Here is a 15,618-nt window from a genome sequence, read left to right as displayed (position 1 = left end):
GGGTGGGCATGAGTCAAACCGGGTCCTATCACTTGGCCGACCTCGGCTGGCCCCATGCGCGAATTTTAAACTTCTACTATCCAGGCACCCAGTTGCAAACCTTGAATCCGACGATCGTCCTTTGGCAAGGTGAGACCCTGGCTACACGATCGCGATCGCTCAATCCACCCCAGCGGTAATCTCTGCATGGCTGAGTGCGGTAGCTCTCACCCCTCTCCCTGTGGGAGCAGGCGATCGCCAAAAAAATGGAGCGCTGACGCACTCCACTTCCCATAAAAACGATTGATAGAGTTAGTGGCTCACGCCCAGAGGCATGACTAGACGGTGACGGCCTGTTGGGCGGCCACTTGATTCAGTTCGCCCTTCTTGTACTTAATCGCGTAGACATCCACCGACTCTTGCTTGATCTTGCTAGCGTTACCCGCTGTCCAGAATTCTTGGTAGCGATCGGCGCACACCTTTTGCATGTACTTGATCGACGGCTTCAGGAAGTGACGGGGGTCAAATTCCTTAGGATTCTTTTGCAGCGCTTCGCGCACCGCTGCCGTGATCGCCAAGCGGTTATCAGTGTCGATATTCACCTTACGCACACCGCTCTTGATCCCCTTCTGGATTTCTTCTACGGGCACCCCGTAGGTTTCAGGGATGGTGCCGCCATACTGGTTGATCAGGGCCAACAGATCTTCGGGAACGGAAGACGACCCGTGCATGACCAAGTGGGTGTTGGGCAAACGTTTGTGGATTTCTTCGATCCGGCTGATGGCCAGAATTTCGCCCGTCGGCTTGCGGGTGAACTTGTAGGCCCCGTGGCTGGTCCCGATCGCCACCGCCAGCGCATCCACCTGGGTTTGCAGCACAAAATCAACTGCCTGATCCGGATCGGTCAGCAGTTGCGAGTGATCCAGCTTACCTTCAAAACCGTGACCATCTTCCGCTTCGCCCATCCCCGTTTCTAAGGAACCCAAACAACCGAGTTCCCCTTCCACCGAAGCCCCGATCGCGTGGGCTACCTTAACCACTTCACTGGTAACCGCCACGTTATATTCATAGCTAGCCGGGGTTTTGGCGTCTGCTTCCAACGAACCATCCATCATCACGCTGGTGAAGCCGTTCTTGATGGCCGAGTAGCAAGTTGCTGGCTCATTACCGTGGTCTTGGTGCATGGCAATGGGAATGTGGGGATAGGTTTCCACTGCCGCCAGGATGAGGTGACGCAGGAAGTTTTCACCAGCGTAGGAGCGAGCGCCACGGGAAGCTTGCAGGATCACGGGGCTGTCGGTTTCATGTGCAGCCTGCATGATGGCCTGGATTTGCTCCATGTTGTTAACATTGAATGCCGGAATGCCGTAACCATGTTCAGCCGCGTGATCTAACAACAGCCGCATTGGTACAAGCGCCATAGAGATTCCTCCTGGATTCGTTGGGGTCAGCTAGTTCGTCTTCAACAAACGTGATCATTACAATAATCTTAAGATACTTTAACGCTGACCGTTGCGATCTGGACAAAATCCCCTCAGTTTGCCAGTTACCTATTCGCTTCGTTGTCCTCTCTAGGCCGTTGGGTCGTTAGAATGCCCGGATGGTCTGTCATGCCTAATGGGATGGGTTGCACCTAGGCTCCAGGCCCCTTCAACAGAGAGCTTCTCTGGGTGAGCAAGACTCATCCGTTCGGGCTGAACGGGTTGAGAACACGCATTGTAGGCTTGACACAGCTCTAGGTTCTTCCGGTCTAGTGCTGGGGGCCGCTCAAGGCCTGGGCGACGATCGGGTAGCAAACCGTTGGTCCACGGTAGTTCTGATCGCGTTAGGATGATCGCGCAAGTAGATTGTTAGTGTGGGGGCGCGATCGCCAATGACCATTTGGGTAAACGAACAACTTGATCCCTCTGGCTTGGTCTATGCCTGCATTGCCTGTTGTGACGAGGCCCAAGCCCAAGCTTGCTATGAGTCCTTCCAGAGCAATCTCACACCAGAGCAGAAAGCCGAAGGTTGGATTGCCCGTCTCCGCACAGTCCCGGCCTGGGATGAGGTTCCGGTTAATGCCCTAAAACTTAACTAACTCGATAAGTTCGCTCAGTGAGCCGTCGGATGGGCCTCTGCTTGTCAAGGTGTCAGGGAGCGGGGCAGGCGAGATGATCCTAAAAAATGACCAGTCTCCCGCAAAGTGTCAGTGAGCGGGGCCGGTGGGACGCCTAGGGTGCATCCCGAATTGGCCATTCCAGGCGCATGGCCCGCATCCCCCAGCCCTTTGTCCCACGGGTCGAAGGGGCGTTATCTTGAAGTCCCTCGCCCTTTGGGAAAGGGATGTAGGGTGAGGGCCGCCCAACTGGGATACACCCGACGCCTCCCCCACAAGTCCTGGCTGTCGGGGGATTAGCCTCACCGATGAGATTTCCCCCGCACTGGTGAGTTGCCTGCCTCTGACCGCTTAGGCCCCGGTTGTCCAGAGCACATTGAGTTGTTCGTCCGTAACACCGATAAAGTCTGCGGCGGTTAGGTCTCCGATGTTTGTGTCAGCCACTACGCCCAAGGCACGACCATCAGCCAGACGAATAATGACATCGTCGCCAGCACCCCCCGCAATATTGCCGGCATTGATAAAGGTGAGATCGGAGAAGGTTAGCCCGCCGGTCAGGCCAATCAGGTCTTGGGCATCGTCATACAGCAGCACATCGACATTGCCCACCGCCACATCGGCCAGATCGCGACGAAGGACTAGGAGATCGGTGCCAGCTCCCCCATCTAGGGTATCCCGACCCACATCCCCAACCAGGGTATCGTTGCCCCCAATCAGGGTGTCGTTATCGAGATCACCCCGTAGGGTATCATCGCCATCGCCGCCGTTGATAAAGTCATTCTCTTTACCCCCAAGAATGCGATCGACGCCGCCCCCGCCATCGAGGCTATCGTTCCCCTGATTGCCCAGGATCAACTCGTTATCTGCTGAACCAATCAGGGTATCGTTGCCCCCCAGGAGCCAAACGCCCCGGCGGAACGGTGCCAATTGTCCAAAGGACAAAATGACATTGTCGGGACCAACCGTACCCAGCAAACGACCATTATTCAGATCGGGTGTCAGTGCCATATTGCGAATTCTCCTTGCAAGATCAATAAAACCGTTTTGAATTTAAACCTGACCGGACCCCTCACCACGCGGATGAGGCTGTGCCCATGAGACTTTTAAGGATTCATAAAGTTCCCACCCTATGGATGTAGCCTACTGCTGATTCAGTTTTGGAGAATACTTGTTTTTTCTTAATAAAGCAGTATCTAGGCCGTACGCCAGCCCGTAGAGAGCCTCAGGACACGACGATCGCGTTAGGAAATAAAGGCTAAAGGCTCTGTATGCGCAACAAGAATGGTTTTGTCATCACCCTTAAGGTGAGTCTGAGAGACTAGGGAGAATTCTGACCTTGACTAAGCCGCCCTTTCTCCGCTAGCCAGTCTGGGCCTGGCGATAACCTCTGAAGGCTAGGGAAAAACTACAGCCACAATCCTCCTGATTTCGCACCCTCACTGGCGCAACTATAGACATCGTTACAGAAACATTGGCCTCCCCGGTTTCTCCTGATGATCAGAATGGCCTTTTTGAGGTTTTACAGACAGCCCTAGAGGGAGAACATTCACGGCTCAGGTAACCGTGTTCAGACAACCGTTTTGTAGAGATGAAAATCTCTCCTATCTAACAATAAAAAAAGACAATCCGTTACAATTTTTCTAGATCGATCCTCGCTTAACCCTCGCCGGGGACTCCTTAACCGTGATCCCCAGGTATCATTCTAATCTTAATTTTTGATAAAATTTAACTGCCGCAAAAATAAGCTACACTAATGTTGAATCATTAAAATTGCCGTTAGAGATCATCATTGTGCATAAAATCTTCTCTTGAAAATCAGTATGCTAAAGGATATGGTAGTGTATATTATAATGATCAATTCTTTGTCTCTGTATTAGGAGGGTGAAGTATCGCAAAGCAACGTAAGGGGTAGTTACGCATGATGCCATTTTTTATTAACAACTCATTTTTACTGTCCGCTAGTTGGCTGGTTGCCCAGTCTGGTCGTAAGCTGCCTTTTTTAGCCTAAAACAGACGAAAACAGTTGCTGAGGTGCTACTGCCTAGAACTGACGCGATATTGGAAAATCGGTACTTTGATTGTCATTAGTTTTAATCCGAGAGGTTTTGAGATGCCAGCTTATCAAATTGTTAATTGTCCCAACTGTGGCAGTCCTGCTGAGCGCCACCAGTGTCCGGATCAGAACCTGACCCGGACACAGTGCTCGCTTTGCGATTACTTGCTCATTACCTGTGACCAGAGTGGTCGCGTGGTTGAGGCGTATGCGCCTGGACTCTATGTCCACCAGGTCAAAGCCAACGGCATATCCCTATCGTTGCCCGATCGGGCTTTGGGCGATCGCCCTCCCTTGGGTCGTGCGCAGTTGGCCACAGGCCGCCGCCGCTTCTAGACCACGGGAATAGCGGACGCTGACGGCAATATGGTGTTTTTGCAGTGCCGCCACAAAGGCTTGAACCCGTGCGCGCTCGGGGCGCTGAAAGCCTGCACCGTCGATCGGGTTATAGGGAATCAAGTTGACATGGGTTTGAAACCCGCGCAGGTGTTGGGCGAGGGTGATTGCCTGCTCTGGGCGATCGTTTACACCCGCCAGGAGGATATATTCAAACGTTACCCGTCGCCCTGTGATCTGCACATACTCCCGGCATTCGGTTAGCAAGTCGGCGAGGGGATAGGCGCGGGCACTGGGAATCAGTTGCTCCCGTAGGGCTTGATCTGGGGCATGGAGGCTGACAGCCAAGGTAACTTGCAGGTGATAGTCCGCCAGACGGCGAATGCGACCGGGGATGCCAACGGTAGATAGGGTGATATGGCGTTGACTGATGCCGATCTCCTGGTTTAGACAGGCGATCGCGGCTAGGACCGCCTCTAGGTTCAGCAGGGGTTCACCCATGCCCATCAAGACAATGTGGCTGACCCGCTGCTGAAAATCTTCCTGAACCGTGAGTACCTGATCAACAATTTCATGACAGGCCAGATTCCGTTGGAACCCCCCTTTACCCGTGGCGCAAAATTCACAGGCCATCGGGCAGCCAACCTGGGAGGAGACGCACACCGTCAGTCGCTTCTCGCTGGGGATACCGACGGTTTCGAGCAGTTGGCCATCGGCTAGCTGGAGCAAATACTTGACAGCACCATCCGGAGCCGGTAAACGCTGATAGAGGGTTGATCGTCCTACGGGTACCGCAGCTAGCTCCGTTCGCCATTGTTTAGGAAAAACGGAAATCTCCGTTAGCGATCGCACCCCTTTTTGGTAGAGCCATTGGTGTAATTGCTGGCCGCGATAGGCAGGTTGGCCCTGGGCCTGAACCCATTGCAGCAGGTCCTGCCGCGATCGGCCAAGGAGGGGTGAATCAGGGAGGGCCGCGATCGGGGACGACAGGGACGTTGGGCTGGGCGCAGGCATGGTGAGGGTTAAACAGGTGGGGGATACGGGGAGATGTGGATCAACGGGTCCGCCTTCTATAGTAAAGGCTATGCTCTCCCTCGTCCGAATCGTTATTGAAGATTTTGGCAGTTGGTGGCGATCGCGGGAAATGTAGTGACTGTTTCAGACGTTCCCCCTTCAGCGAGTTTAGGATACAGCCCTTCCATACCCGGTGGTGTACAGACAAGGGGCTTAAGCCCCTTGTTCGCAAGGCTTCACCGTACTTTATTTTAGAGAGGGAACGGCTGTATTTACCCTAAACAGCCTGAGAAAACCGTTCAATTTGCCGCTGCTTCAGATAGGTATCAAAGACCGAGGCAATATTGCGAATCAATAAACGACCAGCAGGCGTTACTTGAATTTTATTAGGTGAAAGTTCAACTAAACCATCTGCTTCCAATAGGCGCAGATCAAATTTCTCATTGGCGAAGTACTCATCAAAATCGTGATCGAAATTGAGATGATATTTCTCCTCGAGATCGTCTTTAGACAGTTGAAATTGGCACATGAGTTCCATGATGACCGTGCGGCGAATGATGTCTTCGCGATCGAGGGTCACTCCCCGCTCAATGGGCAGTTCGTTATGGTCGATCGCCCGGTAATAGTCCTTAATTCGCTTGTGGTTTTGGATATAGACATCCTGCAACATGCTGATCGAAGTCATACCAAAGGCCAATAGATCCGATTCCGGTTGGGTGGTATAGCCCTGGAAGTTGCGGTGCAGGTCGCCTTGCCGTTGCGCGATCGCCAGTTCATCATTGGGTTTAGCAAAGTGGTCCATGCCAATGAAAACATAGCCTTGCGACGTGAGTTCGGCGATCGTCATCTTCAGGATTTCCAGCTTCTCCGAGGCGGGCGGTAGGGCCTGTGCGGGGAGCCGCTTTTGAATCGGCTTCATCCAGGGCACGTAGGCAAAGTTGAAGACGGCAATGCGATCGGGATCAAGTTGTAGGGTTTTAGCGATCGTGTTCTGAAAAGTTTCCAGGGTTTGGTAGGGTAATCCATAGATCAGATCTACGTTAACGCTTTCAAAACCGGCATTCTTAATCCAGCCCATAACTTCAAACAGCAGCGCTTCCGGCTGAATGCGATTGACAGCTTCTTGTACCCTCGGATCGAAGTCCTGGATGCCAAAACTAATGCGATTAAAACCTAGGTTCTTCAGGAAATAAACGTATTCCTTTGAGAGGTAGCGAGGGTTGACTTCGATGGAAATTTCAGCGCGATCGGCAAAGGTAAAGTGTTGATGGAGGGTATTCCAAAGCGTTTCCACCTGCTCCAGGGAGAGATAATTGGGCGTACCCCCGCCCCAGTGCAGTTGATGCACCTTACGATCGCGATCGACCAGTTCAGCCATCTGCTGAACATTGCGTTGGAGGTAGTCTAGGTAGGGGACAGCGACTTCCTTGCGCTGGGTGATGACCGTATTACAGCCGCAGAAATAGCAAGCCGTTTCACAGAAAGGGATGTGACAGTAGAGTGACAAGGGTGTTTGCTTATAATTCCCAACCGCGATCGCACCTCGGAAATCCCGTTCTTGGAAAGATTCGGTCAACTCAGTGGCGGGGGGATAGCTGGTGTAGCGAGGCAGAGGGCGATCGTATTTGCGCAGCAGGCCAGCATCAAATTCAACGGTGTGGGATAGCAGTTGCATAGGTGTTAGGTTTCTGAAGGGGAATTAGGGATTGGTTAAACCACTAAGACACGACGTTACAAAGGCACACCAAGAACGAACTGTGTGCTTGCTTAGTGACCTTCGTGCCTGGGTGGTTGCTCATTGGTCTCTTATGAGACTTGGGTAATCAGCCGTATCACTTTATTCAGCCGCAACCAGTTCCACCGAAGTGCTACCGGGTGCCCGTTCAGTGCTGCCCGGTTTATCTTGACGAGTAATCAGATCAAACACATGTTCACCGATGGCGGCTCGCACAGCGGGTTCCAATTCATGCATCACATTACGATTCATCAGAAAGGCTAAATTCGCCTCGTCAACAATTTTTTGAGCCAGCGCTTCATTCACTGGCAAACTGTTCAATGCATCGCGATATTTACCCTTAAAGGCACGGCGAGCTTCTACTGTAGGAATTTGATCAAATTCATGTAAGCTAGTTCCCTTATCAGGAGGTAGATTCAGCGCCGATCGCACAATATTTTTCAGACTTTGTCCACCGGAAAGATCTCCCATATACCGTACATAGGCATGGGCAATCAAGAGGGCTGGTTCCGTGTTAGCAAGTGCCAAAATCCGGTTGACGTAGTTGATCCCTTCCGGCGACGCTTCAATTTCGTTCTGCCAGTCATTACCATAATAAAAGGCCAGATCCTTGGCAAGATTGGCTTCCCGATTCAATTCCGGGAAATACATGGGACCGACAACAGGATGATCGCGATGCCGCTGCATTTCTGCCTCCAACGTGCGGTAAACAAAATACAGATCGGCGATCAACTTGCGGAAGGGTTCCCACTCGACAATCCCCTTGAGAAAGCACTTCATAAAGGCGGTATTCTCTGCTGCTGTATGTGAGTGTTTGGTGCCTTCCCGTAGCTGGGTTGCTAAGTCAATACTCATGTTGAAGACCTGATGTCCAAATAGTAGGGCTAGAAATTCCAAAACCTTCTGAAAAACTCAAGGCAGGGGGCGGACTACGACATCCTAGTCCGCGATCGCACGTTTGCGGTTAGCTGGTCGCCAGCCACCCCAAACGATCCGGTGCAGGGACGGGACTCTAACTGATTGAGCTAGAGCCAGTCCCAAGTGTTGTCGGTGGGCAGCCCCAGAACCCAGCGGACGGTAGGGTTGGAGGATTCGCGACTGAGCCAAGACGCACCACGCGTCAACACTTAATAACTGTATAGCGATGAAGCGGCAAAATAAAATTGGCTTCATATAACTTAATGAGTTGGCGCCAATATCGCGGCCACAAACTCGCCGTCATCGCGACCAAGTGCCGCGACCTCCCCACAACCGCAGGTGTCGCCCAGGCCAAACACTACGCCGCCAAACTCGAAACCCGCTTCGCCTACACCACCAACGGCCTTGGCATTTACCAGATCGACATGCAAACCGGGGCTGAAAGCCCCATCAGCCAGTACCCCCCCGACACACTTTGGGACACCACCTATCGTGAAGCCAACCCGTGGCGCGATCGCTTTGCCGCCATCCCCCTTGAAGACCCTACCCGATTTCTCAGGGTGTGCCCAAACTCGTGCCCAAACTGCTACCCAGTCTGATGCAGGTATATCCAAGTATGCCCATACTAAAAAACCGCTAACCTGTTACGGGGTAAGGGGTTGGGGACTGAAACCTAGATGGACACAACTGGACTCGAACCAGTGGCCTCCACGATGTCAACGTGGCGCTCTAACCAACTGAGCTATGCGTCCGCACTCGGCCTTCCACTATAGCAGAAGACGATCGCCCTTGCCTAGAGGTCACACCCATTGGCTCAAAATTTTCCCGTGCTACTTTTTGCGAATCCGTATCACTGACCACTCCCAGAGGTGCTAGAGTGGGGGGTGTGCATTGTTCCTGTGACTAACGCCTTGAACAACATCTGCTTTGTATGGTACCCCTGGCAACTCCTGTGGTACCTGGAAATGAAACTAAAGCGGAAGCGTCAGTGTGACCCAGCCCTGTCGTGGGTCGATCGCTGTGAAGCGCCTAGTATGATGTGATCGGCCTGTAACTGCTAGGTTCGCCCAACTCTGCGCCGACGGTCGTCAATGGCCCTGTGCCGTTCTCCCTTCACGTCTGGCCCTGAGATTGCGAACTCGGTCGATCAACAGGATGAGCTTTGCTTAGTAACCCGCCTGAGCAATGGGGAAACACGGTTTGTGTGTGCCCCCGTCGCGATTTGCCTTTCGTATCCCTGTGGCGCTCACGATCGCCCAGCGCCGTATTCGTCGGCTGGGGGAGCAAGGCGGATGCGATCGTGAGCGCGGCGTGATGCCGGTGGCGTATCGCTGGGCGCATACCCTGATGGCCCCCCAGAGCAAGTCTCGTCCGAAGCAACTTTACATTTCTTCACCCAGTACGCCCTTCATCGACACGGGAGTGTGAATCATGTCGAAAACGCTGAATTACAAGATTGCCCCGGCTCCCATGCCCAACAGCATTGGCATTACGGATCTGATTGATGGCTACTTCACCGCCTATAACTCGGCTCGGTTGCGCGAGATTTGTCACCTTTTGACCCGGCAGGTGATGCAACCCGGCGTGACGGTGGGGCTGAGTTTATCGGGCGCGATGACCCCAGCCGGCTTTGGCGTGGGCGTCCTGGCCCCGTTGATTCGCCACGGCTTTGTGGACTGGATTATCAGCACGGGGGCCAACCTGTACCACGATCTGCACTACGGGCTGGGCATGAACCTGTATGCCGGCAGCCCCTTTGCCGATGATGTCAAACTGCGGCAGGAAGGGCGGATTCGGATCTATGACATCGTGTTTGACTACGACGTGCTGTTGGAAACCGATGCGTTCCTGCGGGAACTGCTGCGATCGGCCCCCTTCCAAAAGCGCATGAGCACCGCCGAATTCCATTATCTGCTTGGCCGCTATGTCCGGGAAGTTGAGCAGCGCCTAGGCTTACAAAACTCCTGCCTGCTGGCCACCGCCTATGAGTGTGGGGTTCCCATCTATACCTCCTCCCCAGGGGATAGCTCGATCGGGATGAATGTGGCCGCCCTTGCCCTAGAGGGATCGCAGTTAGTTCTTGATCCTTCGCTGGATGTGAACGAAACAGCCGCGATCGTCTACGGGGCGCGCACTTCCGATATTCCTAGCGTTGAGGGCAAGAGCGCAGCGGTGATTATTGGCGGCGGCAGTCCCAAGAATTTCCTGCTGCAAACCCAGCCCCAGTTGCATGAAGTCTTGGGTTTAGAGGAACGGGGCCACGACTACTTTGTGCAAATTACCGATGCCCGTCCGGATACGGGGGGCCTGTCCGGAGCCACCCCCAGCGAGGCCGTGAGTTGGGGCAAGGTCGATCCAGATGAGTTGCCCAATACGATCGTTTGCTATACCGACAGCACGATCGCGTTGCCCATTATCTGCGCCTACACGATGCAGCAGTGCCAACCGCGTCCCCTGAAGCGACTCTACGATCGGCGGGCGGAATTGGTGGCTACCCTCCAACGGGACTATCAAGCAGCCCAGCGGCTGATGCAAGCCGAAACCGCAACGATCACCCCTGTGCGGGTGCCGGATACTGCGCCGAAACCGATCCCCGTTGCCACCTATCCCTGCGGGACTCCCATTCGGCAGCGCTAGGGAGGCTCAGGGATGACGGTAGTTGGTAACAACGATCGCTCCTCCCGACATGGCGCTGCTTGGTGAGGGCAATGTCTAAGACAACCCTGTGAGCCAAGAATCCCCGCGTCTTTAGGCCGGGGAGTTGTCAAAGAGAGCTTCTCAGGATGACCGGGGAAATAATCTGTTTGGGCTAAACCAGTCGCGAGCAAGCATCTTAAGCTTGACAGACCACTCGTCCCCAACGTAGCGATAAAGTTGGCAAAGACGACTAGACTAGACATTAAAGCAGCCCTACCGCTGGCTGATTGCTATCCCGTTAACGCTGAGGTGTTTGGGTGAGTCCGGCTGTTCCCAGTCCACTTGATCTGAAAGTACTATTTCCATTTGCGCTCGACGATTTTCAATACGACGCGATCGCGGCCTTGAATGCGCGGAAATCTGTCGTCGTCTGTGCGCCGACGGGTTCGGGGAAGACGCTGATTGGGGAATATGCCATTCACCGCGCCCTCAGCCAAGCCAAACGGGTCTTTTACACCACGCCACTCAAGGCCCTATCGAATCAGAAGTTTCGGGATTTTCGCGACCAATTTGGCCCCGATCGCGTCGGGTTGCTGACGGGGGATGTCTCGATCAACCGGGATGCGCCGATCCTGGTGATGACGACGGAAATCTTCCGCAATATGCTCTACGGCACGCCGATCGGAGCAGTGGGAACCTCCCTGCAAGGGGTGGAGGCCGTGGTGTTGGATGAGTGCCACTACATGAACGATGCCCAGCGGGGTACGGTCTGGGAAGAGTCGATCATCTACTGTCCGCCCGATATTCAACTGGTGGCCCTGTCGGCGACGATCGCCAATAGCACCCAACTGACCGCCTGGATCGACCAGGTGCATGGTCCCACCGAGTTAATCTATTCCGACTTCCGTCCGGTACCGCTCCAGTTTTATTTTTGCAATACCAAGGGGTTGTTTCCCCTACTGAATGATACGAACAAGGCCATCAATCCCCGGCTAAAATCCAAGCGATCGACGAAGGATACTCGGCAGGCAAATCGAGCGAATACACCAGAGTTAAGGGCGGTGTTAGAACACCTGCAAGCACGGCAAATGCTCCCGGCGATTTACTTTATCTTTAGTCGGCGAGGCTGTGATCGGGCGGTGCAGGATGTCGGCGATCTATCCCTGGTAACGGCGGCAGAAGCCGCACAACTGAAGGAGCAAATCGATAGTTTCTTGAAACAAAACCCCGAAGCCGGTCGAGCCGGGCAAGTGGAAGCTCTCTATCGGGGCATTGCCGCCCACCATGCTGGGATTCTGCCCGCGTGGAAGGGACTTGTCGAGGAGCTATTCCAGCAAGGGTTAATCAAAGTCGTTTTTGCGACGGAAACGTTGGCGGCGGGGATCAATATGCCCGCTCGGACAACGGTCATCTCTAGCCTGTCCAAACGCACCGATCGCGGCCATCGGTTGCTCAATGCCTCGGAATTTTTGCAAATGGCCGGACGGGCGGGGCGGCGGGGCATGGATGAGGTGGGCTATGTGGTAACGGTACAGACGGCTTTCGAGGGAGCCAAAGAAGCGGCCTACCTGGCAACCTCCGGGGCGGATGCGCTCAAGAGCCAGTTTACCCCCAGCTATGGCATGGTTCTGAACCTGCTGCAAACCCACAGCTTGGCCGAAGCCCAGGATTTGGTGGAGCGCAGTTTTGGCCGCTATCTGGTGAATGAAGATTTCTTGCCCCAAAAGCAAGCGATTAATGATCTCACCGACGAACTGGAACAACTCCAGGCCCAATTAGCCGATGTGGACTGGGATCTGCTGGCCGAGTATGAAAAATTGCGCGGCAAGCTGAAGGAAGCCAAGCGGTTACTGAAAATCCTCCAACTCCAGGCTGAGGAGTCCCGCACCCGCGATTTGGCCGATGCCCTCGCCTTTGCCGTTGCGGGAACCATTCTCAGTCTCAATCTGCGGGTGATGGGTAAGCACCAAACACCGGAATTTAGTCAGCTCAATTGTCTGCCCGCTGTCTTGGTAACTAAGGTCGCGGGGGCAGGACGGTCTCCCTACCTGGTGTGTTTGGGGGCAGATAACCGCTGGCATGTGGTAGCGATTGCGGAGGTGTTGGGGCTGCACGGGGAACTGCCGCGCTTGCGTGCGGTCGATCACCTGATGGTCCCCCCGGCAATGACCCTTAAACCAGGGTATTCCCATGCTGGCGATGGGGAAACGGAGGGCATCAGTCAACAGGTGCGGGGGGCGATCGCCCGCCTAGGGCCACACCTCGCGTTTTGGGAAACAGTGCCGGCGTTCAAGGCCCAGCAGGATGCCGTCGAGGCGCTGTCAGCCCAGGTGGAGGCCCATCCGGTGCGGCAATGGCAAAATATTGGTACGCTCACCAAGCGACGGCAACGGCTATTAAATCTGCAAGCCGAAATCCACGATCGCCAAACCAAACTCGATCGCCAACTGCACCGCTACTGGGAAGAATTTTTGCGTCTGATTGCGGTCCTGCAACACTTTGACTGTTTAGCGGACAATAAACCCACGCCCCTGGGTGAGTCGGCCTCGGCGATTCGGGGCGACAATGAACTGTGGCTTTGTCTGGCATTGCTTTCGGGCTATCTGGAAGACCTCAAGCCCCACCACTTTGCAGCGGCCTGTGCGGCCCTGGTGACCGAATATTCCCGGCCTGATAGCTGGGTGGCCTACGAATTATCCAACGAGGTTGAACAGGTTCTGGCTGACCTCTGGCAGTTACGCAAACAGGTGATCCGGATACAGGAACGGCATGGGGTGGCCATTCCGGTGTTGCCCTATACCTGGCGGGATATTGAGATCGCCGCGATCGTGGAGCAGTGGGCCAATTGTGAGGGGGATGAAACCGATCCCACCAGGTGGGCTGATTTTTGCGCGCAAACCAGCCTGGATGAGGGCGATATTGTCCGAATTCTCCGCCGTACCCTCGATTTTCTCTCCCAAATTCCCCACGTTCCCCACATCCCTGAAACACTCCGTATTCGGGCCTATCAAGCGATGCAACAAATGGATCGATTCCCGGTGAGTGAGGCGATCGATTAACTCATGAGAGAGGGAACGGCTGTACAGCGGTTTCCGATTAAGGCTGAGGGATCGTGGATGGCATTTCGTAGCCAAATAGGTTTGGGTCAACTGCCCCCAATTGCAGGTCTGCGAGGCCATACTCAGCCCAGCGGCGATCGACTTGGGCCGCCATAACCGGATCAGAAACCAGGGGTTCGCCCCAGGGGTGGTCCGTTTCGGGGGGAATTTTGGTGGTGGCATCCATCCCCATGCGACCGCCAAGGCCAATTTGTTCACTCGCAAAGTCGAGGGTATCAAAAGGCGTGTGGGGCAGGATAAACACATCCCGCACGGGATCAACCTTGGAGGTAATGGCCCAAACAACCTGGCGCGGATCGCGGATATTGATGTCCTTATCAACGACGATGACGAATTTAGTATAGGTGAACTGGGGCAGGGCACTCCAGAAGGCAAGAGCAGCGCGACGGGCTTGGCCGGGATAGGCTTTGTCGATCGCGATGACAGCCGCCTTATAGCTCAGGGCCTCCATCGGCAGGAAGAAGTCCACGATTTCCGGCACCTGTTGCCGCAGGATCGGCGTGTAAATCCGGTTGAGGGCGATCGCCATCATGGCCTCTTCCTTAGGCGGACGGCCACTGAAGGTCGTGAGATAGATCGGTCGCTGCCGGTGGGTGAGACAGTGGAAGCGGATCAGGGGCGAATCTTCCACCCCCCCGTAGTAGCCCATGTGATCGCCAAAGGGACCATCGGGCAGCACTTCGCCAGGGGTGATCGTCCCTTCCAGAACCCATTCCGAGTCCGCAGGCACCTCTAAATTCACCGTTTTACATTTAGCCAGCGTGACCCCAGAACCGCCATACAGACCCGCAAACAGCCATTCCGAGAGATCCACGGGAATCGGGGTCGCTGCGGCCATCAGGATCAGGGGATCAACCCCCAGGGCGATCGCGACTTCCAGTTTTTGGCCCCGTTCCGCCGCTTTGCGCAAATGGCGTGCGCCCCCCCGCACCGAGAGCCAATGGACCGTCATCGTTGTTTTAGATTGCAGTTGCAGGCGATAGACACCAACATTGGGGGTGCCGGTTTCACAATCTTTGGTGATAACCAAGCCCAGGGTGATGATTTTACCCGCGTCGCCGGGATAGGGCCGGATCATCGGAATCTGACTGAGATCGAGGTCGTCACCTTTAAGCACAACCTGCTGACAGGGGGGGAGAAAATCCCGGCCCGGTTTGGCTTTCAGCACGTCGAAGAGGACTTGACCAAACGCGATCGCCTGGGCTAGTTTTTTCGGCGGTTTGGGTTGTTGCAAGAGGGCCAACTTTTGCCCCAGGGCCTCCAGTTCCAAGGGGTGTTCCATATTCATCGCCCAGCAGATTCGCTCGACGGTTCCCAGAAGGTTAATCGCGACGGGATAGGGCGACCCCTGAACGTTTTCAAACAGGAGGGCCGGTCCCCCCCCAGCCAGTACCCGGTTGGCGATTTCGGCAATCTCCAGATCGGGGTTGACGGGGGCGGTGATGCGCCGGAGTTGTCCCCGTTGGTCGAGTAGTTGAATAAATCCCCGCAGATCTCTGGCCATAGTAAAGGTTTGTTAAGTGCCCGTTTTCTATTATGCCGGGTTGGGGGCGATGTTCAGGCTGGGGATGGGGATCGACCGTGGGCACGCCGCCGATCGTCCTGGCAAAGGCTCGTGCGCCCCCTCGCCTTAACCCCGTGCCACCAGAAGGGGGTAATTCCGGCCCAAGGCCCCTAGGGTTTGGTCATCGGGATTGCGCCAGATATGGGGGGTGAGGGTGGCGGGAGG

General features: G+C 54.8%; 11 protein-coding genes and 1 tRNA gene. 5 read left to right on the top strand and 7 right to left on the bottom strand.

Annotated features, from left to right (window positions below):
- Positions 1–317: 317 nt before the first annotated feature.
- On the bottom strand, positions 318–1,400 hold the full coding sequence (gene fba, locus ACWIUF_RS06820; protein WP_448571536.1) for a class II fructose-bisphosphate aldolase: 1,083 nt from the start codon (positions 1,398–1,400) through the stop codon (positions 318–320).
- A gap of 452 nt (positions 1,401–1,852) precedes the next feature.
- Here fba and ACWIUF_RS06815 point away from each other — a divergent pair, with 452 nt between their 5' ends.
- Positions 1,853–2,059 carry a glycogen debranching protein gene (locus tag ACWIUF_RS06815; protein ID WP_448571535.1) on the top strand — a complete coding sequence of 69 codons (207 nt, stop codon included), beginning with the start codon at positions 1,853–1,855 and terminating at the stop codon, positions 2,057–2,059.
- Positions 2,060–2,428: 369 nt separating this feature from the next.
- On the opposite strand, the gene ACWIUF_RS06810 is transcribed toward ACWIUF_RS06815, so the two are convergent.
- The 4 genes from ACWIUF_RS06810 to ACWIUF_RS06795 form a co-directional block, all read right to left on the bottom strand.
- On the bottom strand, positions 2,429–3,085 hold the full coding sequence (locus ACWIUF_RS06810) for a calcium-binding protein (RefSeq protein ID WP_448571534.1): 657 nt from the start codon (positions 3,083–3,085) through the stop codon (positions 2,429–2,431).
- Between the two features lie 1,300 nt (positions 3,086–4,385).
- Positions 4,386–5,480: a 23S rRNA (adenine(2503)-C(2))-methyltransferase RlmN gene (gene rlmN / locus ACWIUF_RS06805; protein WP_448571533.1), complete on the bottom strand. Its 1,095-nt coding sequence runs from the start codon at positions 5,478–5,480 to the stop codon at positions 4,386–4,388.
- Positions 5,481–5,757: 277 nt separating this feature from the next.
- Positions 5,758–7,155 carry an oxygen-independent coproporphyrinogen III oxidase gene (gene hemN, locus ACWIUF_RS06800; protein WP_448571532.1) on the bottom strand — a complete coding sequence of 466 codons (1,398 nt, stop codon included), beginning with the start codon at positions 7,153–7,155 and terminating at the stop codon, positions 5,758–5,760.
- Positions 7,156–7,317: 162 nt separating this feature from the next.
- Entirely contained in the window at positions 7,318–8,070 is a 753-nt protein-coding gene (locus ACWIUF_RS06795) for a biliverdin-producing heme oxygenase (RefSeq protein WP_448571531.1), read from the bottom strand.
- 326 nt (positions 8,071–8,396) lie between these two features.
- Here ACWIUF_RS06795 and ACWIUF_RS06790 point away from each other — a divergent pair, with 326 nt between their 5' ends.
- Entirely contained in the window at positions 8,397–8,732 is a 336-nt protein-coding gene (locus ACWIUF_RS06790) for a hypothetical protein (protein ID WP_448571530.1), read from the top strand.
- A 79-nt stretch (positions 8,733–8,811) separates the two neighbouring features.
- On the opposite strand, the gene ACWIUF_RS06785 is transcribed toward ACWIUF_RS06790, so the two are convergent.
- Positions 8,812–8,885 (bottom strand) — tRNA-Val (locus tag ACWIUF_RS06785).
- 433 nt (positions 8,886–9,318) lie between these two features.
- Here ACWIUF_RS06785 and ACWIUF_RS06780 point away from each other — a divergent pair.
- The 3 genes from ACWIUF_RS06780 (at position 9,319) to ACWIUF_RS06770 (ending at position 13,829) form a co-directional block, all read left to right on the top strand.
- Positions 9,319–9,561, top strand: coding sequence for a hypothetical protein (locus ACWIUF_RS06780; RefSeq protein WP_448571529.1), 243 nt, complete (start codon positions 9,319–9,321; stop codon positions 9,559–9,561).
- A 3-nt stretch (positions 9,562–9,564) separates the two neighbouring features.
- Positions 9,565–10,770 carry a homospermidine biosynthesis protein gene (locus tag ACWIUF_RS06775; RefSeq protein WP_448571528.1) on the top strand — a complete coding sequence of 402 codons (1,206 nt, stop codon included), beginning with the start codon at positions 9,565–9,567 and terminating at the stop codon, positions 10,768–10,770.
- A 317-nt stretch (positions 10,771–11,087) separates the two neighbouring features.
- Positions 11,088–13,829 carry a DEAD/DEAH box helicase gene (locus ACWIUF_RS06770; RefSeq protein WP_448571527.1) on the top strand — a complete coding sequence of 914 codons (2,742 nt, stop codon included), beginning with the start codon at positions 11,088–11,090 and terminating at the stop codon, positions 13,827–13,829.
- A gap of 37 nt (positions 13,830–13,866) precedes the next feature.
- On the opposite strand, the gene ACWIUF_RS06765 is transcribed toward ACWIUF_RS06770, so the two are convergent.
- Positions 13,867–15,393 carry a UbiD family decarboxylase gene (locus ACWIUF_RS06765; RefSeq protein WP_448571526.1) on the bottom strand — a complete coding sequence of 509 codons (1,527 nt, stop codon included), beginning with the start codon at positions 15,391–15,393 and terminating at the stop codon, positions 13,867–13,869.
- Between the last annotated feature and the right edge of the window lie 225 nt (positions 15,394–15,618).

The sequence above is a fragment of the Trichothermofontia sp. genome, assembly GCF_053493415.1.
Note: the sequence above shows the minus strand (reverse complement) of the source record. Positions and strands in the feature narration are given on the sequence as shown.